The sequence below is a fragment of the Kineococcus sp. GCM10028916 genome, from assembly GCF_042674865.1.
In the GTDB taxonomy this organism is placed as follows: Bacteria; Actinomycetota; Actinomycetes; order Actinomycetales; family Kineococcaceae; genus Kineococcus.
In genome coordinates this window covers 45,843-72,213 of record NZ_JBHTFM010000018.1, presented here as the reverse complement: position 1 = coordinate 72,213, position 26,371 = coordinate 45,843, and the positions used below count along the sequence as shown (strand labels likewise).

General features: G+C 72.9%; 31 protein-coding genes and 1 tRNA gene. 19 read left to right on the top strand and 13 right to left on the bottom strand.

What is annotated here, in order from left to right; genetic code table 11:
* The first annotated feature begins 3 nt into the window (after positions 1-3).
* The 10 genes from ACFQ46_RS19370 to ACFQ46_RS19325 all read left to right on the top strand — a co-directional run bounded on the left by ACFQ46_RS19370 (position 4) and on the right by ACFQ46_RS19325 (position 8,665).
* Positions 4-846, top strand: coding sequence for a carbon-nitrogen hydrolase family protein (locus ACFQ46_RS19370; RefSeq protein ID WP_380157855.1), 843 nt, complete (start codon positions 4-6; stop codon positions 844-846).
* Positions 847-898: 52 nt separating this feature from the next.
* Positions 899-1,735, top strand: coding sequence for an amidohydrolase family protein (locus tag ACFQ46_RS19365; RefSeq protein WP_380157857.1), 837 nt, complete (start codon positions 899-901; stop codon positions 1,733-1,735).
* 10 nt (positions 1,736-1,745) lie between these two features.
* On the top strand, positions 1,746-2,300 hold the full coding sequence (locus ACFQ46_RS19360; RefSeq protein WP_380261120.1) for an MSMEG_0572/Sll0783 family nitrogen starvation response protein: 555 nt from the start codon (positions 1,746-1,748) through the stop codon (positions 2,298-2,300).
* Positions 2,300-3,379 (top strand): MSMEG_0568 family radical SAM protein, encoded by a 1,080-nt coding sequence (locus ACFQ46_RS19355; RefSeq protein WP_380261118.1) that lies wholly within the window; start codon positions 2,300-2,302, stop codon positions 3,377-3,379. The genes ACFQ46_RS19360 and ACFQ46_RS19355 overlap by 1 nt, the downstream gene beginning before the upstream one ends.
* A gap of 8 nt (positions 3,380-3,387) precedes the next feature.
* Positions 3,388-4,806 (top strand): MSMEG_0567/sll0787 family protein, encoded by a 1,419-nt coding sequence (locus ACFQ46_RS19350; protein ID WP_380261116.1) that lies wholly within the window; start codon positions 3,388-3,390, stop codon positions 4,804-4,806.
* A complete protein-coding gene (locus tag ACFQ46_RS19345) occupies positions 4,803-5,678 on the top strand; it encodes a carbon-nitrogen hydrolase family protein (protein WP_380261114.1) in 876 nt (291 codons plus the stop codon). The genes ACFQ46_RS19350 and ACFQ46_RS19345 overlap by 4 nt, the downstream gene beginning before the upstream one ends.
* Entirely contained in the window at positions 5,671-5,967 is a 297-nt protein-coding gene (locus ACFQ46_RS19340; RefSeq protein ID WP_380261112.1) for an MSMEG_0570 family nitrogen starvation response protein, read from the top strand. The genes ACFQ46_RS19345 and ACFQ46_RS19340 overlap by 8 nt, the downstream gene beginning before the upstream one ends.
* Positions 5,964-7,229: an MSMEG_0569 family flavin-dependent oxidoreductase gene (locus ACFQ46_RS19335; protein WP_380261110.1), complete on the top strand. Its 1,266-nt coding sequence runs from the start codon at positions 5,964-5,966 to the stop codon at positions 7,227-7,229. Before ACFQ46_RS19340 ends, ACFQ46_RS19335 begins: the two co-directional genes overlap by 4 nt.
* Positions 7,229-8,317: an MSMEG_0565 family glycosyltransferase gene (locus ACFQ46_RS19330; protein ID WP_380261108.1), complete on the top strand. Its 1,089-nt coding sequence runs from the start codon at positions 7,229-7,231 to the stop codon at positions 8,315-8,317. Before ACFQ46_RS19335 ends, ACFQ46_RS19330 begins: the two co-directional genes overlap by 1 nt.
* Positions 8,318-8,398: 81 nt before the next feature.
* Positions 8,399-8,665 (top strand): cupin domain-containing protein, encoded by a 267-nt coding sequence (locus tag ACFQ46_RS19325; RefSeq protein ID WP_380261106.1) that lies wholly within the window; start codon positions 8,399-8,401, stop codon positions 8,663-8,665.
* A gap of 25 nt (positions 8,666-8,690) precedes the next feature.
* On the opposite strand, the gene ACFQ46_RS19320 is transcribed toward ACFQ46_RS19325, so the two are convergent.
* From ACFQ46_RS19320 to ACFQ46_RS19310, 3 genes are all read right to left on the bottom strand, one after another.
* Positions 8,691-9,149, bottom strand: coding sequence for a MarR family winged helix-turn-helix transcriptional regulator (locus ACFQ46_RS19320; protein ID WP_380261104.1), 459 nt, complete (start codon positions 9,147-9,149; stop codon positions 8,691-8,693).
* Between the two features lie 46 nt (positions 9,150-9,195).
* The gene (locus ACFQ46_RS19315) at positions 9,196-9,591 is read right to left on the bottom strand and encodes an ATP-binding protein (RefSeq protein ID WP_380261102.1); all 396 of its coding nucleotides are present in this window, start codon (positions 9,589-9,591) and stop codon (positions 9,196-9,198) included.
* A 66-nt stretch (positions 9,592-9,657) separates the two neighbouring features.
* A complete protein-coding gene (locus ACFQ46_RS19310; RefSeq protein ID WP_380261100.1) occupies positions 9,658-10,683 on the bottom strand; it encodes an ornithine cyclodeaminase in 1,026 nt (341 codons plus the stop codon).
* 115 nt (positions 10,684-10,798) lie between these two features.
* Between ACFQ46_RS19310 and ACFQ46_RS19305 the strand changes: the two genes are divergently transcribed.
* Positions 10,799-11,227: an Lrp/AsnC family transcriptional regulator gene (locus ACFQ46_RS19305; protein ID WP_328295048.1), complete on the top strand. Its 429-nt coding sequence runs from the start codon at positions 10,799-10,801 to the stop codon at positions 11,225-11,227.
* Positions 11,228-11,230: 3 nt separating this feature from the next.
* Here ACFQ46_RS19305 and ACFQ46_RS19300 read toward each other — a convergent pair whose 3' ends face one another.
* Positions 11,231-11,710 carry an Lrp/AsnC family transcriptional regulator gene (locus tag ACFQ46_RS19300; RefSeq protein ID WP_380261098.1) on the bottom strand — a complete coding sequence of 160 codons (480 nt, stop codon included), beginning with the start codon at positions 11,708-11,710 and terminating at the stop codon, positions 11,231-11,233.
* 111 nt (positions 11,711-11,821) lie between these two features.
* Here ACFQ46_RS19300 and ACFQ46_RS19295 point away from each other — a divergent pair, with 111 nt between their 5' ends.
* From ACFQ46_RS19295 to ACFQ46_RS19285, 3 genes are read left to right on the top strand one after another with little or no spacing between them, the layout of a single operon-like run.
* Positions 11,822-12,862: a histidinol-phosphate transaminase gene (locus tag ACFQ46_RS19295; RefSeq protein ID WP_380261545.1), complete on the top strand. Its 1,041-nt coding sequence runs from the start codon at positions 11,822-11,824 to the stop codon at positions 12,860-12,862.
* Positions 12,859-13,473, top strand: coding sequence for a YitT family protein (locus ACFQ46_RS19290; RefSeq protein WP_380261096.1), 615 nt, complete (start codon positions 12,859-12,861; stop codon positions 13,471-13,473). The genes ACFQ46_RS19295 and ACFQ46_RS19290 overlap by 4 nt, the downstream gene beginning before the upstream one ends.
* Positions 13,474-13,504: 31 nt before the next feature.
* Positions 13,505-14,542, top strand: a complete 1,038-nt coding sequence (locus tag ACFQ46_RS19285) for a LacI family DNA-binding transcriptional regulator (RefSeq protein ID WP_380261094.1) — start codon at positions 13,505-13,507, stop codon at positions 14,540-14,542.
* A 3-nt stretch (positions 14,543-14,545) separates the two neighbouring features.
* Here the strand turns inward: ACFQ46_RS19285 and treS are convergent, their stop codons facing one another.
* The gene (gene treS, locus ACFQ46_RS19280; RefSeq protein WP_380261092.1) at positions 14,546-16,852 is read right to left on the bottom strand and encodes a maltose alpha-D-glucosyltransferase; all 2,307 of its coding nucleotides are present in this window, start codon (positions 16,850-16,852) and stop codon (positions 14,546-14,548) included.
* A 162-nt stretch (positions 16,853-17,014) separates the two neighbouring features.
* Between treS and aztD the strand changes: the two genes are divergently transcribed.
* Together aztD and ACFQ46_RS19270 are read left to right on the top strand one after the other, a co-directional pair.
* Positions 17,015-18,253, top strand: a complete 1,239-nt coding sequence (aztD, locus tag ACFQ46_RS19275; RefSeq protein WP_380261090.1) for a zinc metallochaperone AztD — start codon at positions 17,015-17,017, stop codon at positions 18,251-18,253.
* The gene (locus tag ACFQ46_RS19270) at positions 18,250-19,080 is read left to right on the top strand and encodes a metal ABC transporter substrate-binding protein (RefSeq protein ID WP_380261088.1); all 831 of its coding nucleotides are present in this window, start codon (positions 18,250-18,252) and stop codon (positions 19,078-19,080) included. The genes aztD and ACFQ46_RS19270 overlap by 4 nt, the downstream gene beginning before the upstream one ends.
* A 4-nt stretch (positions 19,081-19,084) precedes the next feature.
* On the opposite strand, the gene ACFQ46_RS19265 is transcribed toward ACFQ46_RS19270, so the two are convergent.
* The 3 genes from ACFQ46_RS19265 to ACFQ46_RS19255 all read right to left on the bottom strand — a co-directional run bounded on the left by ACFQ46_RS19265 (position 19,085) and on the right by ACFQ46_RS19255 (position 22,216).
* A complete protein-coding gene (locus ACFQ46_RS19265; RefSeq protein ID WP_380261086.1) occupies positions 19,085-19,993 on the bottom strand; it encodes a contact-dependent growth inhibition system immunity protein in 909 nt (302 codons plus the stop codon).
* Entirely contained in the window at positions 19,921-21,198 is a 1,278-nt protein-coding gene (locus ACFQ46_RS19260) for an RNase A-like domain-containing protein (protein ID WP_380261084.1), read from the bottom strand. The genes ACFQ46_RS19265 and ACFQ46_RS19260 overlap by 73 nt, the downstream gene beginning before the upstream one ends.
* 94 nt (positions 21,199-21,292) lie before the next feature.
* Positions 21,293-22,216: a LysR family transcriptional regulator gene (locus tag ACFQ46_RS19255; protein WP_380261082.1), complete on the bottom strand. Its 924-nt coding sequence runs from the start codon at positions 22,214-22,216 to the stop codon at positions 21,293-21,295.
* Between the two features lie 39 nt (positions 22,217-22,255).
* On the opposite strand from ACFQ46_RS19255, the gene ACFQ46_RS19250 reads away from it, so the two are divergent.
* Positions 22,256-22,726 (top strand): hypothetical protein, encoded by a 471-nt coding sequence (locus ACFQ46_RS19250; protein ID WP_380261080.1) that lies wholly within the window; start codon positions 22,256-22,258, stop codon positions 22,724-22,726.
* A 3-nt stretch (positions 22,727-22,729) separates the two neighbouring features.
* Here ACFQ46_RS19250 and ACFQ46_RS19245 read toward each other — a convergent pair whose 3' ends face one another.
* The 5 genes from ACFQ46_RS19245 to ACFQ46_RS19225 all read right to left on the bottom strand — a co-directional run bounded on the left by ACFQ46_RS19245 (position 22,730) and on the right by ACFQ46_RS19225 (position 25,631).
* Positions 22,730-23,083, bottom strand: a complete 354-nt coding sequence (locus ACFQ46_RS19245; protein WP_380261078.1) for a hypothetical protein — start codon at positions 23,081-23,083, stop codon at positions 22,730-22,732.
* Positions 23,084-23,200: 117 nt separating this feature from the next.
* Complete coding sequence (locus ACFQ46_RS19240; protein WP_380261076.1) at positions 23,201-23,614, bottom strand: RidA family protein; 414 nt, start codon at positions 23,612-23,614, stop codon at positions 23,201-23,203.
* Positions 23,611-24,912, bottom strand: coding sequence for a cytochrome P450 (locus ACFQ46_RS19235; protein ID WP_380261543.1), 1,302 nt, complete (start codon positions 24,910-24,912; stop codon positions 23,611-23,613). Before ACFQ46_RS19235 ends, ACFQ46_RS19240 begins: the two co-directional genes overlap by 4 nt.
* Positions 24,913-24,944: 32 nt before the next feature.
* On the bottom strand, positions 24,945-25,238 hold the full coding sequence (locus ACFQ46_RS19230; RefSeq protein ID WP_380162198.1) for a GroES family chaperonin: 294 nt from the start codon (positions 25,236-25,238) through the stop codon (positions 24,945-24,947).
* A gap of 102 nt (positions 25,239-25,340) precedes the next feature.
* A complete protein-coding gene (locus tag ACFQ46_RS19225; RefSeq protein ID WP_328295033.1) occupies positions 25,341-25,631 on the bottom strand; it encodes a DUF3618 domain-containing protein in 291 nt (96 codons plus the stop codon).
* A gap of 154 nt (positions 25,632-25,785) precedes the next feature.
* Between ACFQ46_RS19225 and bcp the strand changes: the two genes are divergently transcribed.
* Together bcp and ACFQ46_RS19215 are read left to right on the top strand one after the other, a co-directional pair.
* Entirely contained in the window at positions 25,786-26,268 is a 483-nt protein-coding gene (gene bcp / locus ACFQ46_RS19220; protein ID WP_380261074.1) for a thioredoxin-dependent thiol peroxidase, read from the top strand.
* A 12-nt stretch (positions 26,269-26,280) separates the two neighbouring features.
* Positions 26,281-26,362: transfer RNA gene (locus ACFQ46_RS19215), tRNA-Leu, on the top strand.
* Positions 26,363-26,371: the final 9 nt, after the last annotated feature.

Here is a 26,371-nt window from a genome sequence, read left to right as displayed (position 1 = left end):
GACGTGTCCCACCCCGTCCGCGTCGCGGCGGTGGCCGCCAACTTCGGCCCCGACCTCGAGCGCGGTCTCGCGAAGGCGCTGGGGATCGTCGCCGAGGCGCGGGCGTCCCGGACCGACCTGCTGGTGCTGCCGCACGGCACCCTGGGCGGCTACCTGCCGGACCTCGTGGACATCGACTCCGCGCAGGTCCCCCCGGCCCTGGCCGCGGACGACCCCGTGTTCGAGGTCCTGCGGCAGGCGTGCGGACCGTTGACGGTGTGCCTCGGCTACACCGAGGTCGAGGAGGTCCACGGCACCCCCGTGCAGCACCCGGCGGCGGTCTGCCTCAGCGGGGACGGGGTGCTGGGCCGCCACCGCAAGGTCCACCTGCCGCCCGGTGAGGCGGAGCTGTACGCGGCGGGTGACCGGCTGGCCGCGTTCGACACCCCCGTCGGCCGGCTGGGGATGCTCATCGACTTCGACAAGACCTTCCCCGAGGCCGCGCGCACCCTGGCCCTGCAGGGCGCGCAGGCCATCGCCTGCCTGTCCGCCTGGCCGGCGAGCGTGACCGACCGCGCCTCACGGCTCCCCCAGGACCGCCAGTCGCGCCTCTTCGACCTCTACGACTGCGCCCGGGCGGCGGAGAACCAGGTCGTCTGGATCTCCTCGAACCAGACCGGCATGCACGGCTCGCTCCGCTTCCTCGGTCAGGCCAAGGTCGTCGGCCCCGGGGGCGACGTCCTGGCCCGGACGGGGTCCAAGGGCGGCCTGGCCGCGGTCGAGGTCGACGTCGAGGCCGAGGTCGCCCGGGCGCGGCGCACGCTGCACCACCTGGACGAGCGGCGCAGCGACGTGTACGAAACCTGAACGTGTTCCAGGTGTAACCAGCACGAAACAGTTAGGGCGTGAACTATGTCCCGTGCCGAACACCCCGAGCACCACGACGTACGACGCGCACCGTCACCTCGGACGGTTGCCGGCGTACCCCTTCTACGGGGGCCCGCCGGTCAACCCCGACACCACGGCCCGCGACCAGATCGCGGACCTGCTCGCCGACCTCGACCGTGAGGGCACGGCCCGGGCCCTCCTCCTGCCGAACTACGGCGTCCCGGTCGCGGCGGCGTCCTTCGCCCTGAACGACCTGGTCCTCGAGACCGCGGCGAAGGACGACCGGTTCCTCTGCGGGCTGTGGACCTCGCCCCGCGCCCAGGACGCCGAACTCACCGACGCCGCCCTGGCCCTGGCTGGGGAACGTGGGGTGGTCGCGCTCAAGACGAGCTTCCTGCTCGGTGGCGGGGTCGACGATCCGACCTCGCAACCGCAGATCGAGAAGATCTTCGGCACGGCCCGCGAGCGGAACCTCGTCGTGCACGTGCACACCTCCCCCGGTGCGGCCTCGGACATCGACGAGGTGGGGAAGCTCGTGGAGCGCTACGGCGACCACGTCCGCATCCACCTCGTCCACCTCGGCGGCGGGATGAGCGCCCACGTCAAACTCATCGGTGGCCGGTTCTTCGACTGGATCGAGGCCGGCAAGCAGGTCTACACCGACACCAGCTGGGCCATCGGCTTCGCGCCCCGGTGGCTCGCGCAGGAGATCGAACGGCGAGGGGTCGGCGCGGACCGCGTCCTCTTCGCCAGCGACGAACCGTGGGGCGACCACGCGGGCGAGCTCGCTCGCCTGCAGGCGGCCTCGGGGAACTCCGAACTCGTCCGGATGTTCCTGCAGGACAACTACTCCACCCTCTACGGCTGAGGAGCCCGACATGACCACGACCACCACGACGTCGACCACCGGCACCGCGATCGACGAGCAGATCAGGGCGAACATCGCGAAGTCGCTGGCCGAGGTCCCGCACCCGAGCAAGGCGAAGGGCGAGAACCTCTACGGTTCCACCAAGGTGTTCCCCGACTACCAGGCCGAAGGCGGTGAGACCTACTTCACCCTCGTGCACGGCATCGCCCACGAGTCCTCGGTCAGCTTCGTCGCGGTCCTGCAGGCCACCCGCGCGCTGCGGAAGGGTTTCGACTCCGCCATCTACTTCTACGGTCCCGGCGCGATGAACTGCATCGACACCCGCGGTTTCCCGACCGTCGGGGACTCGGGGTTCCCGGGTGAGCAGAACATCAACGGTTCGCTGGCGACGTTCATCGCCGAGGGCGGCACGGTCTACTGCTGCCGCTTCGGCCTCGCCCTGCACGGCAACCGCGAGGAGGACCTCATCGAGGGCGTCATCCCCTGCCACCCTCTCGACGTGCAGGACGCCCTCATCCACTACGCCCGCAAGGGCGCGATCATCAACTCGACCTACAACCTCTGATGTCCTGCCCGGACAGGGTCGCCACGCGTGCCGACGTCGCGATCCGGGGTGTCCGGCTGGCCACGCCCGTGCGCCGCACGGGTGGGGCCGGCCCCAGCGACGACGGCCACGTGGTCCTGGACGGGTTCGCCTCCGCGATCCCCCGGCGCGCCGACAGCCCCTACCTCGTCCGCGACGGGCGGTTGCTGATCGAGCGGATGGGGTCGGTCACCGACCTCGGCATCGAGGTCGATCCCGTGCGACGGCCGCGGTTCTACGACCTGGAGACCGCCGACGGGACGAACTACGAGAAGATCGCGAAGCTGCACGGGAAGGACGTCCTCGCGACGACCGTCGTGCAGACGTGCTCCCGCTACGCACCGGAGAACCGCTGCCGGTTCTGCGCCATCGAGGAGTCCCTGAACTCCGGCGCGACGATCGCGGTCAAGACCCCGGCGATGCTGGCCGAGGTCGCGGAGGCCGCGGTCCGCCTCGACGGGGTCAGGCACGTCGTCATGACGACGGGGAGCTCGACCGCACCGGACCGGGGGGCGCGGCACCTGGCCCGGTGCGTCCGGGCGATCGTGGAGGCCGTTCCGGGACTGCCGGTCCAGGTGCAGTGCGAACCCCCCGCCGACCTCGCCACGATCACCGAGCTCAGGGAGGCCGGGGCGTCGTCGATCGGCATCCACGTCGAGTCCCTCGACGACGGGGTCCGCCGTCGGTGGATGCCCGGCAAGTCGAGCGTCCCGCTGACCGAGTACTGGGCGGCGTGGACCGAGGCGGTCCGGGTGTTCGGGCGCAACCAGGTCTCCACCTACCTGCTGGTCGGGCTGGGTGAGGACCCGGACGAGCTCGTCGCCGGGGCGCAGCGCCTCGTCGAGCTCGGGGTCTACCCGTTCGTCGTCCCGTTCCGGCCGCTGGCCGGCACCCTCGCGGTGGACGAGGACGGGGCCGCCGCACCCGATCCGGCCGTCCTGGCGGACGTCTCGCGCCGGGTCGCGGAGGCGTTGCAGGCCGCCGGGATGCGCGGGGCGGACCAGATGGCCGGCTGCGCCGCCTGCGGCGCCTGCTCGGTCCTGCAGAACCTCGGCGCGTAGGGGTTCCGGTGGACCTCGAGCACCTCGTCCCGCACCAGTTCCTCGCCGCGCCGGACGTGCCCGTCCTCGCCGGGGTCCCGCGGCCCCGCGCGGGGTTCCACGTCGAGGTCGCGGACGCCGCGACCGAGACCGCGTACCGCAGGGTGCGGCGCGAGGTCTTCGTCGCGGAGCAGGGCTTGTTCGACCTCGACGACCACGACGAGGCCGACGACGACCCGCGTCGCCGGGTCCTGGTGGCCCGGACCCCGGACGGGACGGTCGTGGGTGGCGTGCGGTTGGCGCCGTGCGCGGAACCCGACGTCGGCTGGTGGCGCGGGAGCCGGCTCGTCGTGGTCGCCGGGGCGCGCACCCTCGGTGGGGTCGGGAGCGCGCTGGTCCGGGCGGCCTGCGCCCACGCCGAGGACCTCGGCGCGCTGCGGTTCGAGGCGACGGTCCAGGCCGCGAACGTGGTGCTGTTCCGGCGGCTGGGGTGGGAACGGGTCCGCGACGTCGAGGTGCAGGGCACTCCGCACGTGCTGGTCCGCTACCCGGTGGACCGCCCGCAACGGCTGGCCGACGCGACGAAGTCGGCCCTGGCGGGGTTGCTGGCCGAGTTCGTCGAAACTCCGACGGGGTTCCGCGGGGACGACGGTTCCCCGGTACCGGGAACCGACGTCGTCGCGGCCTGCGACGCGATCCTGCCCTCGCTCGTGGACCGCGACCCTCGGTGGGCCGGGTGGTGCGCCGTCCTCGTGAACGTCAACGACCTCGCGGCGATGGGGGCCGAACCCGTCGGGTTGCTGGACGCGCTGGCGGCTCCGACCCGGGAGCACGCCGCCGAGATCGTCGCCGGGTTGCGGGCGGCGTCGCAGGCCTGGGGGGTCCCGGTCCTGGGAGGACACACCCAGCTCGGGGTTCCCGCGGCGTTGTCGGTGACGGCGTTGGGGCGCAGCGACCACCCGGTCCCGGCCGGTGGGGGGCGGGTGGGGCACGACCTGTCGCTGACCGCGGACCTCGAGGGCCACTGGCGAGCGGGGTACGCGGGGTCGCAGTGGGACTCCACGTCGTGGCGGCGCGCGGGTGACCTGCGGGCGATGGGGTCGTTCGTGGCCCGCACCGCGCCGGCCGCCGCGAAGGACGTCAGCATGGCCGGTCTGGTCGGGACCGCGGGGATGCTCGCGGAGGCGAGCGGGGTCGCGGCCGAGATCGACGTCGCCGCGGTGCCGCGTCCGTCCGGGACCACCGTCGGCGACTGGTTCACCTGCTTCCCGGGGTTCGGGATGCTGACCGCCGACACCCCCGGCCGGGCACCGGCACCCGCCGGACCGGCCACCACACGAACGATCGGCCGCCTCCGGCCGGGACCCTCCGGGGTCTCGCTGCGCTGGCCCGACGGAGAGGTGACCCCGGCGATCCGGGGCACTGTGACGGGAATGGGAACCGCATGAGAACCAGACTGGCTGCCGTGGCCGAGAACTTCGGCCGTGACCTCGATGCCGCCTACGCCACCATCGACCGGTTGCTGCAGCAGGCCCGGGCCGAGGGCACGGGACTGATCGCCCTGCCGGAGGCCTGCCTCGGCGGGTACCTGTCCTCCCTGGGTTCCGCGGAGGACCGCGGGACCGCAGAGACCCGGCGGCAGCGTTCCGGTCCACCCGCCCTGGCCCTGGACGGGCCGGAACTGCGCCGGGTGCAGGAGATGGCCCGCGACGTCGTGGTCGTCCTCGGGATCTGCGAGGACGGCGGGACCGACCGGTACAACACCGCCGTCGCCCTGACCGGGGACGGCGTCCTCGGGGTGCACCGCAAGGTGCACCAGCCCCTCGGCGAGAACCTCTCCTACGCGGCGGGTTCGACGTTCGAGGCGTTCGAGACGCCGGTCGGGCGGATCGGGTTGCAGATCTGCTACGACAAGGCGTTCCCGGAGGCCGCCCGCACCGCGGCGCTCGACGGGGCACGGATCATCGTCAGCATCTCCGCCTGGCCCGGGGCCCGGACCGCGGCCGCGGCCGACCTCGCGCAGGACCGCTGGAAGAAGCGGTTCGACCTCTACGACCAGGCGCGGGCCCTGGAGAACCAGGTGGTCTGGGTCGCCTCCAACCAGGCCGGCACGTTCGGTTCGCTGCGGTTCGTGGGCAGCGCGAAGGTCGTCGGACCCGGCGGTGACGTCCTGGCCGACACCGGGGTGGGCGCCGGGGTCGCCGCCGCGGACGTCGACGTCGACGCGGAACTCGACGCGGCCCGCCGGGCGATGTTCAACCTGCGCGACCGCCGTCCGGACGCGTACGGCGCCCTCGTGCGGGAGCCGGCGCATGCCTGAGATGACGTTCAGCGTCCGGTGGCCGGACGGCGGCGTCCAGCACTGCTACTCCCCCTCGCTCGTGGTGCACGACCACCTCGAGGTCGGCGCCGAGTACACCGTCGAGGAGTTCACCGCCCGCGCTCGCACGGCGCTGACCGAGGCCGGCGAACGGGTCCGGGCGAGGTTCGGGATGACCTGCACCTCGGCCGTGGCCCAGCTCGCCGCCATCGAGGACCGTGCCGCCGGCACGGCCGGGACGGTCCGGGTCCTCGCCCTCGAACCCCCGCTCCCCCAGGAGGAGTCATGACCGAACACCACGACGTGCTCATCGTGGGCGCGGGGCAGGCCGGGTTGTCGCTCAGCTGGCACCTCGTGCAGCGCGGGATCGACCACGTCCTGCTGGAACGCGACAAGATCGGCCACGAGTGGCGTGACGGTCGCTGGGACGCGTTCACCCTGGTCACCCCGAACTTCCAGTGCCGGCTCCCCGGGTTCTCCTACACCGGTGAGTTCGGTGGTCAGGACCCCGACGGGTTCATGCCCCGCGACGACGTGCACCGGTTCGTCACCTCCTACGCCGCCGGCTTCGGACCGCCGGTGCGCGAGCACGTGGAGGTGACGCGGTTGACCCGCGAGGACGACGGGCTCTTCCACGTCGCCTCCAGCGCCGGGGAGTTCACGGCGCGGCAGGTGGTCGTGGCGACGGGCGGGTACCACCTGCCGATCGTCCCGGCGGCGGCCGAGCGGGTTCCCGAGGAGATCGTGCAGCTGCACTCCTCGCTCTACCGCGGTTCCCCGGAACTCCCCGACGGTGCGGTGCTCGTCGTCGGGTCGGGGCAGTCGGGGGCCCAGATCGCCGAGGACCTGCACCTGGCCGGGCGCACCGTCCACCTCGCCGTCGGCAACGCCCCGCGCTGCGCCCGGACCTACCGCGGCCGGGACTGCATCGCCTGGCTCGAGGACATGGGCGTCTACGACGTCTCCGCCACCGAGGTCCCCGGCGGCGCTGCCGCGCAGGAGAAGACGAACCACTACATGACGGGCCGCGACGGTGGCCGGGACATCGACCTGCGGACCTTCGCGCTGGAGGGCATGCGGTTGCACGGCCGGCTGGAGGACGTCCGCGACGGGGTCGTCACGTTCGCGCCCACGCTGGGCGAGGCGCTGGACCACGCCGACGCGGTGGCGGAGAGCATCAAGGACTCCATCGACCGCTGGATCGCCGCCCGCGGGATCGAGGCGCCCGAACAGGCCCGCTACGTGCCGGTGTGGCACCCGGAGCAGGAGGTCACCGACCTGGACCTGGCGGCGAGCGGCATCACCTCGATCGTGTGGAGCGTCGGGTACCGGGCGGACTACCGCTGGATCGAGCTCGGCGTGTTCGACGGCCGAGGGCGACCCCGCCAGACCCGCGGCGTCACCGGCACCGAGGGGTTGTTCTTCCTCGGGTTGCCGTGGATGCACACCTGGGGTTCCGGACGGTTCGCTGGGGTGGCCCGGGACGCGGAGTTCCTCGCCGACCGGATCCAGGAACTGTCCCCGGCGCGTCACCTGGTCGCCGTCCGCTGATGAGGATCGCGCTCACCACGTACTCGACGAAACCCCGCGGAGGGGTCGTCCACACGCTCGCGCTGGCGGAGGCGCTCGCCGCCGCCGGGGCCGAGGTGTCGGTGTGGACGCTCGGGCGGGGTGGCGACCGGGCGTTCTTCCGGCCGGTGGACCCCCGGGTCGACGTCCGGGTGGTCGAGTTCGCCGCGCGGGACGGTGAGGACGTCGGGGAGAGGATCGTCCGGTCGATCGAGGTGCTGCACGCGGGTTTCGATCCGGCCGGCTACGACGTGGTGCACGCCCAGGACTGCATCAGCGCGAACGCCGTGGGGCGCTGCGTGCGGACCGTCCACCACCTGGACACCTTCACCACCCCGCAGCTCGCGGCCTGCCACGAGAGGGCGATCGTCGAACCGTTCGCGCACGTCTGCGTGTCCGGCGCGGTGGCGCGGGAACTCGCCGACGGGTGGGGCATCTCGGCGACGGTGATCCCCAACGGGGTCGACGCCGCCCGGTTCGCCCGCGCGGACCCCGGACGGTGGCGGGACCGGTTCGGTCGCTACGTCGTCGCCGTCGGCGGGATCGAACCCCGCAAGGGCAGCCTCGACCTGCTGCGGGCGCTCGCCCTGCTGCGGGAGGAGCTCCCCGACGTCCGGCTGGTGATCGCCGGGGGCGAGACGTTGTTCGACCACCGGGACTACCGCGTGCGGTTCGACCGGCTCGCCGGAGAACTCGGGGTGGACCCCGTCGTGCTGGGTGTCGTGGACGAGGAGGAACTCCCGGGGCTGGTGGCGGGTGCGGCCGCCATGGGTTTCCTGTCGACGAAGGAGGGTTTCGGGCTCGCCGCGATGGAGGCGCTGGCCGCCGGGGTCCCGCTGGTGACCCGGGAACTGCCCGTGCTGCGGGAGGTCTTCGACGGGGCGGCGCTGTTCGCGGCGGAACCGCCGGGGATGGCGCAGGCGTTCCGGTCGGCGATCGGAACCCCGGATCCCGACCGGGTCGTTCGCGGTCGGGAGCTGGCCGCCCGGCACACCTGGACGGCCGCCGCACGGACCCACCTCGAGCTCTACCGCCGCTTGACCGACACCCACCCCGGAGGTTCCCGATGATCCCGACCAACCTGGTCGACGTGCTCGCCACCGACACCAGTTCCCTGCCCTGGGACCTGTTCACGGTGCCGCAGACCCGGGATGCAGGTCTTCCTCATGCGCTACGCCGCGGGTTTCACCAACGTCTGGCACACCCATCCCTGCGCGCACGGCATGTTCGTGCTCGACGGGGTGCTGCGCACCCACTCCGGCGACCACGGACCGGGGAGCTTCGTGTGGTTCCCCGAGGGCGGCTGGATGGAGCACGGGGCCACCGAGAACGACTGCACGTTCCTGTTCATCACGAACAAGCCCTTCGGCATCTGCTACGCCGACGACGCCGACCACCCGTACCCGACGGGTTCCTGAGCTCGCGGGACGACGTCCCGGGCGCTCAGGCGCCCTTGTCGGCGCGGACGGCGGCGTCGATGACGTGGGTGAGGCCGTCGCGGAGGCGCTCGAGCTCCCCGACGTCCATGCCCAGCCTGGCCACGATCTGCGCCGGGACCTTCAACGCCTCCACGCGCAGCGCCCGGCCCTGCTCGGTGAGGGTCACGGCCAGCGACCGCTGGTCCTCGGGGAGGCGCCGGCGTTCCAGCAGGCCCGCGGCCTCCAGCCGCTTCAGCAGCGGGGACAGCGTCGGCGGGTCGAGCTGCAGGGCCTCGCTGAGGTCCTTCACCGACATCGGTTCGCTGCCCCAGAGAGCCAGCATGACCAGGTACTGCGGGTGGGTCAGCCCCATCGGCTCCAGCACGGGCCGGTAGACCGACAGGACGGTCCGGGCGGCCACCACGAGCGCGAAGCAGACCTGTCGCTCCAAGGCGAGGGGGTCGGTCTCGAGCTCAGCGGTCATCCCGCCAGGTTACCCGTTCGCGCGTGAAACGTTCGCGCACGAGGGATCAGGCGGCGGCGGGGAGGGGAACGAGGTCGAACCACACCGTCTTGCCCTCGGCGCCCTGGAGGTCGGTTCCCCAGGACTGCGCGAGCTGGTCCACGAGAGCGACACCCCGGCCCCCGGTCGCGTGGTCGTCGACGTCCCGCAGGACGGGGGCGCTCGGTTCGCCGTCGTGGACGGCGACGTGCACGCCGCCGGTGGCGAGGTCCCGGCTCAGCTCGAGGCTGACCGGTCCGCGGCCGTGGCGGAGGGCGTTGGAGACCGTCTCGGTCACCAGCAGTTCGAGGACCGCCAGCTCGTGGTCGTCGACCCGGCCGTCACCGCGGAGGAACTCGTCGGCGGCCCAGCGCCGGGCGGCGCCGACGGAGGACAACCCCGCGTCGAGTTCGAGCCGTGCCACGACTGCCTCCCTGGTCCGTCCTGACCTCAACCGTCCCGCGGGAGTGCCGCCGCGGCAACCCGAGCGTCACCCGGTCGGCACCGGGGCCCCGATGACCCCGAAGAGGTCCTTGGGGTCCTCGGGCCCGGCGATGAGGTCGATCGTCTCGGCGAAGGCGCTGTCGCGCACCGCGTCCCGGACGTAGGTCAACGCCGAGAAGTCCTCGATCGCGAAGCCCACGGAGTCGAAGACCGTGGTGCGGCTGCCCCGGCCGGCGCGTTCACCGCGGATGACCTGCCACAGCTCGGTGACCGCGAAGTCGGCCGGCTGGTGCTGGATCTCACCCTCGACGCGGGTCTGCTCGGTGTGCTCGACGAAGACGTCGGCCGCCTGCAGGATGCGCGGGTCGAGCTCGGTCTTGCCGGGGCAGTCGCCGCCGATGGCGTTGACGTGGACGCCGGGGGCGATGTCGTCAAGGTGCAGGACGGTGGCGTTCTGCTTGTCGGCCGTGCAGGTCGTCACGACCTGGGCCCCCCGGGCGGCCTCGGCGGCGCTGGCGCAGACCGTGACCTCGAAGCCGAGCGGGGCGAGGTTGCGGACGAACTTGCTCGTGGCAGCGGGGTCGACGTCGAAGACGCGCAACCGGGCGACGCCGAGCTGGGAGCGGATGCCGAGGGCCTGGAACTCCGCCTGCGACCCGGTCCCGATCATCGCCATCACGCCGTCGCGGGCCTCCGGCGGGGCGAGCCAGCGGGCGGCCAGCCCCGAGGTCGCGGCCGTGCGCAGCGCGGTCAGCAGCGTCATCTCGGCCAGGAAGGTCGGGTAGCCGGTGTAGACGTCGGCGAGCACGCCGAACGCGGTCACCGTCTGCAGGCCGTGCGCGGGGTTGCCGGGGTGGCCGTTGACGTACTTGAACCCGTACTGCTCCCCGTCCGTGGTCGGCATGAGCTCGATGACCCCGACGGCGGAGTGCGCCGCGAGCCGGGGGGTCCGCTCGAAGTCCGGCCACCGCCGGAAGTCCCGCTCCAGGACGTCGACCATCCCGGCGATGACCGCCTCGGGTCCCGTCGAGCTGACCCACCGGGCCATGTTGCGCACGCTCACGAACTGCATGTCCCCCAGGCTAGGAACGGGGTCTGCTGCGGATCAACCGGCTGATCGCGCGATCTGCAGGTGGCAACTGCGCGGATCGACCCCGGACCGGAGGCACAACGCCTAGATTGCCCTCGTGCCCGAACTCGACGACCTCGACCGGCGGCTGCTGGCCGCCCTGCGCACGGACGCCCGGGAACCCGCGGCGTCACTGGCCCGGCGGCTCGGGGTGACCCGGGCGACGATCACCCACCGGATCGAGCGGCTGCAGACCAACGGGTCCATCCTCGGGTTCACCACCCGGGTCCGGGAGGGGGCCGAGGGCGACGTCCGGGCGATCTCGTTCATCGAGCTCGAGGGCCGTGCCACGGACCGGGTGATCCAGCGGCTGCGCGGACTGCCCGAGATCGTCTCGCTGCACACGACGAACGGTGGCTGGGACCTCGTCGCCGAGATCCGCACGACGTCGCTGACCGAGTTCGACCGCGTGCTCGGCCGCATCCGCGGGGTCGACGGGGTGGTGAACTCCGAGACGAGCCTGCTGTTGTCGTCGGTGCTGATGTGAGCCTCAGCCCTCCGCGACCCGGCGCAGCAGCGCCCCGTGCCGCGGTGGCAGTTCCGTGGCCAGCGAGATCGAGGTGCTGGTGCGGACCACCCCCGGCACGCTGAACAGCGACGTCGTGATGCGGTGCAGGTCGGAGGTGTCCCTGGCGACGATCTTCAGGAGCAGGTCCGCGTCGCCCGTCGTGGCGTGCATCTCGACCACCTCGGGGACCTCGCGGAGCGCGGCGACGGCCTCCGGTCCCGACGCCTGGCTCAGCGCCACGGACAGGAACGCGATCATCGGGTAGCCGAGCGCGACGGGATCGAGGCGGCGGCTGAACTCCCCCAGCGCGCCGGCCGCGTTCATCCGGTGCAGCCGGGCGTGCACGGTGTTGCGGGCGACCCCGAGCTCACGGGCCAGGGAGAGGACGGTCGCGTCCGGGTCGGCGTCCAGGGCGAGCAGGATCCGGGCGTCGAGGGGATCCAGGGCGGTGAAGGTCGTCACCTTGAGCACGATGCCACGATCTGCGTCCAGACGGTGTCATCGTGCTCAGTCGTGGAGACGTCTGTTGCGCAGCCTCCACCGGACCCCGAACCTGGGCGGGTGAGCACGATCATGAGCCCCCGGTCCACCGTGGCCGGACTTCCCGGGTACGTCGCCGGTCGCCGCGCGACCAGCGACCTGACCGCGGCGCTGGCCGCCAACGAGAGCCACTACCCGCCGTTGCCGTCGGTGCTGGACGTCGTGCTGTCCTCCGCCGCCACCCTGAACCGCTACCCCGACCCGACGTGCGAGGACCTGCGCGCACGCCTGGCCGCGCACCTCGGCGCCCGGGCCGAGGAGATCGCCGTCGGTCCCGGCAGCGTCGGGGTCCTCGCCCAGGTCCTCGCCACCGTCTGCGACCCGGGCGACGAGGTCGTCTTCGCCTGGCGCTCCTTCGAGGCCTACCCGATCCTCACGACCCTGGCCGGGGCCCGGCCCGTCCCGGTCCCGCTGCGGGCCGACGAGGGGCACGACCTGGACGCCATGGCCGCCGCGGTCACCCCCCGGACCCGGGCGGTCCTCGTCTGCTCGCCCAACAACCCGACCGGCGTGGGCATCTCCGCGGTCGAGTTCGAGGAGTTCCTGGGGAAGGTGCCCGCGGGGGTCCTGGTCGTCGTGGACGAGGCCTACGTCGAGTACGCCGACGGCACCGGCCCGGACAGCCTGCAGCTGCGACGCCGCTTCCCCGGCCTCTGCGTCCTGCGGACGTTCTCCAAGGCCTACGGACTCGCCGGCTTGCGCGTCGGCTACGCCGTCACGTCCCCGGAGCTGGCCGAGGGACTGCGTCGGGTGGCCCTGCCCTTCGCGGTGAGCGCGCTCGCGCAGCGGGCCGCGATCGCCTCCCTCGACGCGGCCGACGAGGTCCGCGACCGGGTGCGGGCGGTCACCCGTGAGCGAGCCCGGGTCACGGGCGAACTCCGCGCCGCGGGGTACGCGGTACCGGACTCGCAGGCGAACTTCGTCTGGCTGCGCGCCGACGACGCCCGGCGCGAGGGGCTCGTCGAGGCGTTCGCCGCCGCCGACGTCCTGGTGCGGGGTTACGCCGGCGACGGGGTCCGGATCACCCTCGCCGATCCGGCCACGAACGACCGCGTGCTGGCGGTGCTGCGGTGAGCGCGCCGACGCTGACCGCGGCGCCACCGCACACGCTCGTCGAGGACGTCGCCGGGATCACCGTCGGGACGTTCCTCGCCTCCTTCGGGTTGTTCCTGCTGCACAGCACGTCCGCCGTGACCGGCGGGACCGCGGGACTCAGCCTGCTGCTGAGCTACGCCGCGCCGATCCCCTTCGCCGTGCTGTTCCCGCTGGTGAACCTGCCGTTCTTCGTGGTGGCCCTGCGCACGCGCGGCTGGGCCTTCACGGTCCGCTCCCTCGTCGCGGTGGTCGCGGTGTCGGTGTTCTCCTCGATCCACGCAGCGGCCCTGCCGGACCTGGACGTCGCCCCGGTCTACGCGGCGCTGTTCGGGAACCTGGCCGCGGGCGTGGGGATCCTGGTGCTGTTCCGCCACCGGGCCAGTCTCGGGGGTTTCGGGATCCTGGCCCTGCTGCTGCAGGACCGGTTCGGCTGGCGCGCGGGGTACGTCCAGATGGCCCTCGACGTCGTCGTGGTGCTGGCCTCCCTCACGGTCGTCCCGCCCCCGGTCGTCGGGTTGTCGGCGCTCGGTGCCGTGGTGCTCAACCTCGTGCTGTCGATGAACCACCGCCCGGGGCGCTACCAGGGCTGAGTCCGGCCGGGGTGGGTGCGAGACTCACGAGGTGAGGCGGAAGTTCAGCGTGCGGGACATCGCCGTGCAGGCGGGGCTGTCCGAAGCGACCGTGGACCGGGTCCTGCACGAGCGTCCGGGGGTGCGGGCCGGGACGGTGGAGCAGGTGCGCCGGGCCGTCGCCGACCTGGAGCTCCAGCAGTCGCAGGTGCGCCTCAGCGGTCGCACCGTGATGTTCGACGTCGTGATGTCCGCGCCGCGCCGGTTCGCCGACGCCGTGCGCGCCGCCCTCGAGGTCGAACTGCCCACCCTGCGTCCCGCGACCGTGCGGGCCCGTTTCCACACCTCGCACGGCGCGGACGGGGACTGGGTCGCGGCCGAGCTGGACCGGGTGCTGCGCACCGGGTCCCACGGCGTCGTCCTGCAGTCGCCGGACTCCCCCGCCGTCCGCGCCGCCGTGCAACGACTCGCCGACGGGCAGGTCCCGGTGGTGACGCTGGCCAGCGACCTCCCGGGCAGCGCCCGCCGCGGGTACGTCGGTGCCGACAACCGCGGCGCCGGGGCGACGGCCGCCTACCTGCTGACGCAGTGGGCCCCGGACCCCGAGGACCCCGTCCTCGTCGTCCGCAGCCGGTTGGAGCAGGACAGCGAACGCCAGCGCTCGCGGGGTTTCGAGGCGACCCTGGCGCAGTTGGAGGGGTCGGTGCGCACCGTCGTCGACGTCTACGACGACGACCTCGACCCGAGCGCCCTCGAGGACGCGGTCGCGAAGGTCCTCGAGGAACGACCCGGGCTGCGCGCGGTGTACTCCATGTGCGCGGGGGCCGGCGGGAACGCCGGTGTGCTCCGGGGTTTCGAGCGCCGGGGTTCCCGCCCGCTGCCGTTCGTGGTGCACGACCTCGACGGGGAGAACGCCGACCTGCTGAGCCGCGGTGAGATCTCCGCCGTGCTGCACCACGACCTGCGCACCGATTGCGCCCAGGCCTGCAGGATGCTCCTGCAGGCCCCCTACACGCGCTCGGAGCAGCGCGGTTCGGCCTCGACGATCCAGATCCTGACCCCCTTCAACGTTCCCGTGCAGGAACGCTGAGGATCAGCCGGCGGTGCGGACGTCCTCGTCCTCGACGGTCGCCGGCTTGAGCAGCAGCGACAACCCGCCGTAGGGCGCCAGCCAGACCCCGAAGCTCTTCAGGTCGTCGACCCAGCCGATCTCCGCACCCGACGTCATGTCGCACACCGGGACCCGCGGGGTGAAGTGCTCGGAGCGCACCGAACCCTCGATGGTCTCCTGCCCGAAGTTCAGCACCGTGACCTGCAGGACCTCCTGGCCGTCGTGGTCGGCGGGGTCGAGGGCGTGGACCATGACGAGCATGCTCGGGTGCGCGACGGCCGGGATGTCGATCTGGCGGGCCGTGGCGATCTTGTGGTCCCGGCGGACGGTGAGGACCGCGCTGAGCCGGTTCGCGAACGAGGCCTCGTCCGCCAGCTGTTCCGGCATCGTCCCGTAGAGCGAACGGCCGACCGGGATCCCCGACGCCGACATCGTCGCCTCGGGAGCGACCCCCATGAGGTCGTGGGCGGCCCGTTCGATCCAGCGGGTGTCGCCGGAGGACAGCAGGGGTTTCACGCTCTCGACGGGCAGCGGCAGCATGCCCATGAGGTCCCAACCGGACATCGCGAACACGCCGGGCTGCCAGGCGTTGAACATCGCCATCAGCAGGTGGGCTCGCTTGATCTGCTCCACGTCGTCGTCGGTGAGCTCGTCGAGGTCGCGGTGACCGCGGCTGGCCGCGATGACACTCGCACTCGTGCAGGCGATCCCGTTGGTGGTGAAGACGAGGTTGTACGGACCGGCGTCCCCGGTCAGCTTCTCGACGAGGTCGGCGCGGATCTTCTCGGCCAGCGCCCCGCCCGTGATCTTCCCGCCGTGGTAGTCGTACTCGTCCTCGGCGTGCCGCGTGGCCCAGTGGACGAGTTCGTAGGTCAGCTCGTCGTGGTTCTGCAGGGCGTGCACGAGCGAGGCCGGGTCGACGCCGAGTTCGAGGGCCTGGCGCAGGCAGAGCCGGAGGAACTCGGTGTCCCCCGTCGCGACGGCGTGCTGGCAGCCGGGACGGGTGATGAAGTCGTAGGAGAGGTCCGCGCCCACCTCGGAGGTGTCGCGGATGTCCTCGATGGTGAGGTTCAGCTCCTGGAAGGTGAACCCGCCGACCTTGCGGACCATCCCGGCGATGAGGTGGTTCGCGGCCTCGGAGAGCGGGTGGCCCTCGGACCAGGCGGGCCCCTCGACGCTCTTCTCGACCCCGAGGAAACCGTTGGCGTCGAGACGGAGCGCGCTCGTCCCGAGGTCGCCCAGGGAGTGCAGCGCGTCGCCGATGACGAGCTTCATCCCGGCGAAGCTGGGGTCCAGCCAGTTCACGGAGGGCTGACCCTGCTTGAAGTAGTGCAGGTACACCCAGCGACGGACGACGCCGTCGACGCCCTCGACCTCACGGGTCGCCGACCAGTTCGTCTCCTTGATGCCCGGGGCGTAGAAGATGACGCGCTGGAGCTGGCCGATGATGAACCCCAGCTCGGACAGCGCCGCCTCGGCGGAGGCGTCGAGGTTCGCGGCGTCGTGCCCGGGGGCGACGTCGGGCAGCAGTTCCCAGTGCTCCCGGGGGATCTCCACCATGTGGTAGATCCCCGGGTAGTCCTGGAACGCCATCTCGGCGAGGCGGAAGTCGGCGCCCTTGCCGGTGTGGCCGGGGACGATGTCGTCGATGACGCTGCCGGAGTGCTCGGCCGCGACCTCGCACAGGTGGCGGAACTCCCCCTCGGTGCCGAACATCGGGTCGATCTCGGTGGAGATGCGGTCGAAGTGGCCGTCGACGCTGGGCGTCTGACGCCAGCCGTCGAGCCCGCCCGCGGACTTCACCGGCCCGGTGTGGACGGCGTCGATGCCGATGTGCTGGAACGCCTGCCAGAGCTCCGGGTCGCCGAGCGAGCCGAGGAAGGACCGTCCCTGGCGGGTGATGAGCGAGATCGGGTACGCGGTGAACCAGACCGCGGCGGTGTCGACCGCGCGCCGGGGATCGGGCTTGGCGTACGGGTTCTGCCACATGCTGGCCTGGCCGGAGAACTGCCGGCTGATCTTCTGCGCGTCGGCGAGCATCGACTGCACGAGCAGCCACCGGACGTACTCCGGGTTGCTGCCGTCCGCGGGACCGTCACCGGCCGCCGGCTTCGGCGGCGAGTCGGTCCCGCGCAGGCGGGCCTGCGGACGGGGCCGGCGCAGCGCCCGGGGGCGCGCCTCGTAGCGCTGCTCGTCGTAGGTGATCTCGCTCGGCTCGTGCTCGGCCGCCTCCACCGTCACCGCGGGTGCCTGGACACCGTCATCGACCGTGCTGCCGACCTCGTTCACGAACGCTCCTCCGCACTGACTGCTGATCTGTGGCCTCACCCCACCACAGACGGCGCGTCTTCTCGACCGGAGGGCCCCCTCCGTCCGCCTAAACAGTAACGATTCTCAGTTGTGTTAGCTTCGTGGTCGCTCACAGCCCCCGACCAGGTTGGACAAGTCACCGTGCGCCGCAGCCCCTTCCTCGCCCTCCCGCTGTCCCTGACCCTGCTCGCCGGGTGCGGAGGGGGTGCCGCCGAGGAACCCGCTGCCCCCGCCGGGCCCTCCTACGTGAAGACCGAGGTGGCCGCCGCGGCCCCCCGGGTCGCGATCAGCTACGACGGCGGGGTCCAGGTCCTCGACGGCTCGACGCTGGAGGTCCTCGCCGACGTGCCCTACGACGGCTTCACCCGCCTCAACCCCGCCGGCGACGGACGGCACCTGGTGGTGTCCGGGACCCGGGACGGGGTCAGCGGCTTCCACGTCCTCGACACGGGCGCCTGGAGCGAACCGCACGGGGACCACTCGCACTTCTGGACGACGCAGCCGCACGACACCGGCGTCGTCTTCCCCGCCGAGGAGCCGGGCCACGTCGTCGCCCACGCCGGACGCACGGTCCTCTTCGACGACGGCACCGGCCACGTCGTGTCCTTCGACAGCGAGGACGTCGCCGACGCCCCGCGGACCCGGGAGTTCGACACCCCCCACCCCCACCACGGTGTCGCGGTCGAACTCTCCGACGGCCACGTCGTCGTCTCCGAGGGCGACGAGGAGGGACGGACCGGGATCCGCGTGCTCGACGCCCAGAACGCCGAGGTCGCCGCCTCGGACGAGTGCCCCGCCGTCCACGGCGAGACGGTCGCCGCTGACGAGACCGTCGTCATCGGGTGCAGCGACGGGGTGCTCGTGCACCGCGACGGCGTCACCACCAAGGTCGCCAGCCCCGACGCGTTCGGGCGCATCGGCAACCAGTTCGGCACCGAGGACTCCCCGATCGTCCTCGGCGACTACAAGACCGACCCCGACGCCGAGGTCGAACTCACGACCCGCGTCTCCCTGGTCGACACGACGACGGGGCAACTGCGCCTCGTCGACCTCCCCAGTTCGTACTGGTACCGCTCGCTGGGTCGCGGCGAGAACGGCGAAGGGGTCGTCCTCGGCACCGACGGGGCGCTGCACCTCGTCGACACCGCGGCGGGCGCCGTCGTCCGCTCCACCCCCGTCGTCGGTGCGTGGCAGGTCGAGGAGGACTGGCAGAGCCCGCAGCCGCAGGTGTTCACCCTGGACGGGACCGCCTACGTGAGCGACCCCGCGACGCGGTCGGTGCACGCCGTCGACATCGAGACCGGCGAGGTCTTCCGCAGCGCCGCGTTGAGCGTGACGCCCAACGAGCTCAAGGGCGTGCCCGGCGAGGCCGCCGCGTGAGGTTCCTGCTCGTCCTGGTCCTCCTCCTCGCCGGCTGCTCCCCCGCCGCCGCCGAGGAGGAGGGCCTGACGGTGGTGACGAGTTCGCACCCGCTGGAGTTCGTGGCCACCGCGGTGGCCGGGGACCGCGCGGCCGTGACGAACCTGGTGGCCCCCGGCGCCGACAGCCACGACGCGGACGTGTCGACCCGGCAGCTGGCCGCCCTCGTGGACGCCGACGTCGTCGTGCACCTCTCGACCCTGCAGCCCGCCGTGGACGACGTCCTGGCGTCGCGACCGCCGGAGCACCTGGTGGACGCGGCCCGCTACGCCGACCTCGAGGACGACCCGCACTTCTGGCTCGACCCGACGCGACTGGCGCAGGTCGGGCACGACGTCGCGGCCGAGCTGTCGGCCGTCGATCCCGCGGGGGCCGAGGACTACCGCGCGGGAGCCGCCCGCCTCGACTCCCGGCTGGGCGACCTCGACGCCCGGTACCGCGACGCGCTCGCCGGGTGCGCGGGCGCCGCCCTGGTCACCTCGCACGAGGCGTTCGGCTACCTCGCCCAGCGCTACGGCCTGCGCCAGCTCGGGATCGCCGGTGTCGACCCGTCCGTGGAACCCTCCCCGGCCCGGCTGCGCGACGTCGTGCGGGTGGTGCGCGAGAACTCCGTCGAGACGATCTTCTTCGAGGCGAGCGCGAACCCCGCCGTCGCCGAACTGCTGGCCGCCGAACTCGGGGTGGCGACCGCCGTGCTGCACCCCGTGGAGCGGGTCGAGGCGGACCAGGACTACCTGTCGTTGATGGAGGAGAACCTCCGGGCGCTGTCGTCGGGCCTGGACTGCTGAGGGTTCACGTCCAGTCGAAGTACCCGATGCGCCAGAACATCCACTCCAGCCAGAGCCGGAGCCAGGAGGGTTCGACGTAGCACCCGAGCGCCCGGACGGCCGCGCGCAGGTCGTCGTCGCCGAGGGCGAGGAGTTCCGCGCCCTCGGCGACGAGGCGTTCGAGGTGCTCGCCGGACTCCTCCCGGAGCATCCGGTACTGCATCGCGGACGGATCCTGGTCGCCCACCGCGGCGAGGCTGAACCACCCCCCCAGGAGGGAGGCGAGCACCGGCCACCGGGCGCGCCACTGCGCACCGCGGAACTCGTCCTCCGGGTCGGCCGCGTGCACGCCGATCACCCGGGTTCGATCGGTCCGCTCGAGCACCACGCCGACCCGGGTGGTCACGGTCTCGCCGAACCTCCGGTTGCTGTCGTGTTCTCCCACGCTCACCGTTCCCACGGGCCGGCCCACGTCGAGCACGAGGTAGTCCCGCCGCGACACGCCGTGAGGCACGGACAGCTTCGCCATCGCCTGACGCAGGTCGTCTCGGGCCGCGGCGTCCAGCTCCCCGTGACGGATCTGCCAGTTCTCGGCGTACCTCGGCACGTCGGCCACCGTGGTCGGGTCGTCGACGAGTTCCGTGAGCCGCTCGTCCACCCAGTTCGCCCACCGGACCCAGGAGTTCCCCTCGGGGGGGTCGACGAACAGCACCCCCGCGACGTCCTGCATGACGGTGACGAAGTCCTCCCGGTGGCCGAGGGCGACGATGGAGCGCCACCAGTCGAGCTGGTCGGCGAAGTCGACTCCGCGCCCTCCGAGCGCCCGCTCCAGGGGGTGACGGAGGCAGAGGCTCGAACCCGTCAGTCCGATGAAGGCACTCCCGAGGGGGTAGGGCTCGACGCGACGTCGGGGTACGCCGTCAGGATGAACCACGATCCATCTCCTGCCTGTTCGAGAACGATGACGACTTCGGAAACTGGAACCTCCACGGGGATCCCGTGGGGATCGAGGGTCCAGACGACCCCGACGTCCGCCGCGGCCGGAGCCCGGACGGTGTACCTCTCCTCACCCTGACCGACAGCCCGGTCGACGTCGGCCGAGCACTCACGCAGCGCCTCACCGATGACCTCCTCCGCCGTGGCCTCGTCGGTCCAGCGGGACGCAAAGGGCGGGGGCCTCCCGAGTCTGCCACCTTCGACCACCCCCGTCCGCAACCGGTTCCGCAGGAACTCGTCGTCCACGTCCACGTGCCGGGCCACCGTGTGCGCGTCCCGGAAGACCTCGTTGCGGCCGAGGTCGACACCGGCGAACAGTTCGTCGACCGTCTGCGGCAGGGGGTTCCCGTCCGCGTCGAGGTACTTCGCCCACCGGTGACCGTCCGGCAGCACCTTGCCCAACCGGCCCGTGCTGCGGATGGCGCCCCGGCCGACGACCGCCATCCCCAGGCTCGCCGCACCCGCGCCGTAGCGACCCTGCGACCAGTCGTCCCAGTCCACGGCGTCGGCGAGGGTCTCGACGGGATGCTGCGCGGCGTCGAGGGCGGCCCCGGGAACCTGCTTCCAGGTCGAGACCCAGCCCGGTCGGTCCCAGGCCCAGCCCAGCGCCGTGAACGCGGCGTCCCGCCCCGCCGAGACGACCGTCGCCGCGGCGTCGTCGACGTGCTCGCCGAGGCGGCGGGGGCGGTCGGAGACCTGGTCCAGGACCGAGAACATCCGGGTCGCGAACTCCGCGGAGGCGTCGTCGAACTCCGCGAGCACCCGTTCCCGGCTCGCCTGCCAGCGTTCGAGTTCCGCCCAGTCGACCTGCGTGGCCGCCGGATCCACCAGGGCGGAGTCCAGTCGGCGCCGGACCGCTCCGATGTCGTCGTCGATCCCCGCGAGCTTCGCCTTCAGCATCCGCAACTGCAGGGCGTGACCCTCGATCAGGGTCGCGCCGGCGGTGGCCGTCCAGGACAACGTGTCCAACCGGGCCTGCAACTCCAGGACCCGCTCGCCGTAACCGTCACGCGCGACGCCGTACCAGCCCCCCAGGGCGGACACGCCCGACCCGACGTGCCCCGCGATCGCCGCGGTGGCCGCGGCGGCGTGCCGCGCGGAGGTGGCTGCGGCGTCGGCGGCTCCCGGCGACAACTCGTCCACCCGAACCCCTCCTCCCGGTCACTGCTGACGTGGGAGGAAACTAACCCGGACCCGCGGAACGCCCCGGAGTTCATCCACAGGGCACGCAGCGTCGTCAGCGGTTCGTGGCCGCGACGCCGAGGAGGTCGCGGGCGGGGCCCGGCGGCATCCGGGCGGCGCCGGTCCAGACGGCCCGCAACGTCCGTCCGAGGTCGAGACCCGCCACGGGGACGGCCTGCAACCGCCCGGCCTCGAGGTCGTCGGCGACGGCCAGGCGACTGAGGACGGCGACACCGGCGCCCGCGCGCACGGCCTCGCGCACGCCGGTGGCGGTCGTGAGCACCACCGCGGGCGGCACCAGGCCGTGCCCGACCGCGGCCAGCGCGTTCTCGAGGACCTCACGGGTCCCCGACCCGGTCTCCCGGGACACCAGGGCGGTGGCGGCGAGTTCCCCGGGGGTGACCACCCGGCGGCGACGGGTCCAGGGGTGGCCCGGGGAGACCACCACGACGAGGTGGTCCTGCGCGAGGGGACGGCTGCGGAAACCCTTTGGGACAGCGGCCCCCTCGACGAAACCCAGGTCGACGTCGCCGCGTTCGAGGGCGGCGAGGACCCGCACGCTGTTGGTCGCGGTGAGTTCCACCGCGGGCGGCACCGACCCGGCGGTGGTGGCGCGGTGGCGCAGCACGAGCAACCAGCGCGGGACGAGGTGCTCGGCGATCGTCATGCTCGACGCGACCCGCAGCCGGGCCGCGCTGTCGGCGCGCAGGGTCGCGATGCCCTCGGCGACCTCGGTGGCGGTGTCGAGCAGTCGCGCGGCCCAGCCGGCCAGCACCGTCCCGGCCTCGGTGGGTACCGATCCCTGCCGGCTGCGGTGCAGGAGGGCGACGCCCACCTGGGACTCCACCCCGCGCAGGCGGTCGGAGGCCGCCTGCTGGGTGATCCCGACGCGGCGGGCGCCCGCGCCGATCGACCCGGTCTCGACGACGGCCACGAACAACCGCAGCGACGTGAGGTCGGGAACGCGGTCCAGGGGCACCCCGGCAGCGTAGGCGGGAGGAGCAGCGAAGATGGCGGGGTGAGTCCCACCCCGGCCGACCCCGCGCACCTGCTCCGTCTCGTCACGACCGCCGTGGACGCCGTCGCCCGCGCCGACGCGGACGACTTCGCCGCCGCCGGGACCGCGCTGGCCGGCTTCGACGCCGACCAGGCGCGGATCGTCCTGGGGTGGGTGCTGCGCCAGACGTTGGAGGAGCAGCACCCGGACGGGCTCGACGCCGACGACGTGCGCGACGCCGTCACCACCACCGCGGGGACGGCGACCTGGTTCGAGGGCCTGGACCCCCGGATCCTCGTCGTCGTCCTGACCGCCGCCCTGGGCGAGCACCCGGACCCGGAGGAGATCCCCCGTCTCGGTCACGCGCTGGTCCTGCAGCACTCGGTGCTGCTGGTCCACGGACTCGTGACGGCCGGTGCGACCCCGTTGCGGCGCCGGATCGACGCGGCGCTGGCGGAGGTCCGCCGGGCCGAGACGATGGAGATGCCCTGAGCCTCAGTGCCCCGGCGTGATCGGGTAGAACCCGGTCCGGCTGCGCTTGCGCAGACACGCGGGACGACCGTCGTCGACGGCGTCGCGGACGCTGCGCAGGACCTCGGCGCAGTGGGCGTCGAGTTCCCGCTCGACCGCGACGGGGTCGACGCTGGAGTGCCACTCCTTCTGCTCCGCGAGGTGGTCGTTGCGGCCGTCCTCGCCGGCGACGGTCAGGCCGCGGCGCGCGGCCAGGCCGTAGAGGGCGAGGACCTGCTCGCCGTGGCGCAGGGCGTAGTCGTCCAGGAACGTGGGCGTCAGCGTGCCCTGGCCGGCGGCGAACTCGAGGTCTCGCAGAACCTGGTGGAGCGGCTTCACGGCGGTCCTCCTCGACCTCGTGGGCACGGCCGGTGGGGCCGTGCACCGGTCATCGGTCGCGGACGTCACGGGCTTGAGCAGCACCGCTCCCGGTTCACCCGTCCGGCGCAGGCGCCCTCAGCGTCCGGCGATCAGGTCGACCTCGACGAGGGCGCCGACGGCCAGCCCGGTGACGCCGACGGTGGTCCGCGCGGGCAGCGGACCCTCGAACCACGTCGCGTACCGCTCGTTGAACGCGGCGAAGTCCTGCTCGAACTCCCGCAGGTACACCCGGACCTGCAGGGCGTCGTCGAAGGTCATGCTGAACTGCGCGAGCACGGCGGCGAGGTTCGCCCGGACCTGCTCGGCCTGCTCGACGACGCCGCCTGCGACCACCGCCCCGGTCGCGGGATCGGTGGGCATCTGACCGGTGACGAACACCAGGTCGCCCAGGCGGGTCGCGTGCGCGAACGGCCCGACCTGCGGGGGGACGCCGTCGGCGGGGGTGAAGACGAAGGTCTCCTTGCGGCTGACGGGAGTGCTCTCGCTCATGGGAGGGAGGGTGCCAGGCGCTCGACGTGCAACGGCAGCCCGCCCCGCGGGCGCAACGTCACGAGGGCGTCCACGGGTCGCGGCGGGCCCGCCGGAACGACGGTGTGACCCCGCAGCAGCGTCGCGAGGACCAGGACCTCCTCGACGAGGGCGAGGTCGCGGCCGATGCAGAGCCGTGGCCCGGCCCCGAAGGGGACGTAGCTGCCGGCGGGCGGGCGGGTCCCGGTCAGGAACCGGTCCGGGCGGAACTCCTCCGGGGCCTCCCAGACGGCGGGATCGCGGTGCAGCGCCCAGGTGCAGACGATGACGAGCGTCCCGGCCGGGACCTCGACGCCCGCGACGACGTCGTCCGCGAGCGCCTTGCGGGTCACGACCCAGGCGGGCGGGTAGAGGCGCAGCGATTCGTCGACGACGGCGCGCAGCAGCGGGAGGTTCCCCAGGTCCAACCAGCCGGGTTCTCGGCCGTGGAGGGCGTCGGCGAGTTCGGCGTGCACGCGGGCGAGGACGGAGGAGTTGCGCGCCAACAGGTCCAGCGTCCAGGTCAGCGACGACGCGACGGTCTCGTGGCCGGCGACGACGAACGTGACGAGTTCGTCGCGGATCTGGCGGTCGTCCATGCCCGCGGCCAGCATCAGGCCGACGACGTCGCGGGGCTCCGCGACGGACCGGGTGCGCCGGCGTTCGACGATGCGGGCGCAGACCTCGTCGATGACGGCGACCTCACGGGCCAGGCGGGCCCGGGCGGGGGTCGGCCAGGCCGTGGGGACGGGGCTCGCGGCCCGGCGCACCACGAGTTCCAGCGCCCGGCCCACGGCGTCGACGAGCAGGGGGGCGTCGCCGGAGAGGTCCGCGGCGGCGAGGGTGTGGCCCACGACCTCGAGCCCGGCGCGCGAGGTCGCGTCGAGGACCTCCAGGGGCGTCCCGGGGGCCAGCGCGTCGGCCTCGGCGACGAGTCCGCGGGCGGCGTGCACGGCGTGCGCGGCGACGTCCTCGAGGCTGCCGTGGTGGAAGGCCGGCTGGACGGTGCGCCGGTGCTGCTTCCAGACCTCGCCGTCACCGGCGAGCAGACCCGCGCCGGTGACGGTGGCGAGCGCCGAGTACTGGATCGTGGACTTGCCGTAGCCGCGGGCGTTCTCGACGAGGACGCGACGGACGCCGTCGGGGTCGGCGAGGACGAGCACCGGGGTCCTGGGCATCGGGATGGCGGCCACCGGTCCGTGCCGGCGGGTGACGTCGGTGAGGAAGAGGTGCGGGGCCCGCATGATGGCGGGCACGGCCCGGACCATGTCCCAGGGCAGCGGCCCCGCGACGTCCAGCGGCGAGTAGCGGTTCAGAGGTACAACCCGGTCCGGCCGTCCTGCTCGCCGGGGGCGGCGACGGCGTGCAGGTCGCGTTCGCGCAGCAGGGTGTAGCCCTTGCCGTGCAGTTCGACCTCGGCCTTGTCCTCGGGGTCGAAGAGCACCCGGTCCCCCTGGGAGACCTGGCGGACGTGCGGGCCGACGGCCACGACGGCGGCCCAGGACAACCGCTTCCCCACCGCGGCCGTGGCCGGGATGAGGATGCCGGCGGAGGACTTCCGCTCGGCGGCGTCGTCGGGCAGGACGAGGACGCGGTCGTGCAGCATCCGGACGGGCAGCCCGTCCCGGTCGGTCGTGGAGGGTGTCACGGCGGGAACCGTAGCGCCCCCGGGTCCGTGGGGAGCCGGGGGCGCTGTCGCGGGGTCCGCTCAGCGGCGCTTGCGCACCGCGCGGACGACCAGGAACGTGGTGACGCCGAGGACGGCGACGCCGACGGCGGCGACGCGCTCGACGCGCAGTCCGCCCCGGTGGTCGAAGGCGAAGTCGTTGACCTTGGCCTTCACGCTCGCCAGCGAACGGTCCTTGATGGCCGCCGGAGCGAGTCGCGACGTGAGTTCGTCGATGGTGCCCGCGAGCTGGGCACGACGGGCTTCGACCTCGCGCTCGAGGGCGCGGGGGTCGGTCGTCGTGATCTCGGCCTTGCCGTCGCTGGCCGCCACGGCCACCTCCTGTGTTCGTCCGACGTCGTTCTCGTGCAGCCCGGGCACGACCCGGGGAGGACGTCGTCCTGCTGCGTGTCCCCGGAACCGTACCGGAGCCGGGACCCGCTCTCCTGACGGGGCACGCGGGCGGCGCAGTCGTTATCGTCCGGACATGACCGCCAGACTCTCGCCCGGTGACCTCGCCCCCGACTTCACGCTCCCCGCCCACGACGGTTCGACCGTCTCGTTGCGGTCGCTGCGGGAGGAGAGCGGGGAGCACGTCGTCGTGTACTTCTACCCGGCGGCCATGACCCCGGGCTGCACCACGCAGGCCTGCGACTTCCGCGACTCCCTCGACGCCCTGAACGCCTCCGGCTACCGGGTGCTGGGGATCTCGAAGGACTCCGTCGCGAAGCTGGCGCAGTTCGCGGAACGCGACGACATCACCTTCCCGTTGCTCTCCGATCCCGACCACCGGGTCCTGGAGGCGTACGGGGCCTGGGGGGAGAAGACGAACTACGGGCGGACCTCCGTCGGCGTGGTGCGCTCGACGGTCGTGGTGGACCCGAAGGGTGTCGTGGAGGTGGCCCAGTACAACGTGCGCGCCACGGGGCACGTCGCGAAGCTGCGCAAGGACCTCGGGCTCGACCAGTAACCTGGCGGGCGAGCGGGAGTGGTGTAACTGGCAGCCACGCAGGATTTAGGTTCCTGTGCCGAGAGGCGTGAGGGTTCGAGTCCCTTCTCCCGCACCGGTGGTG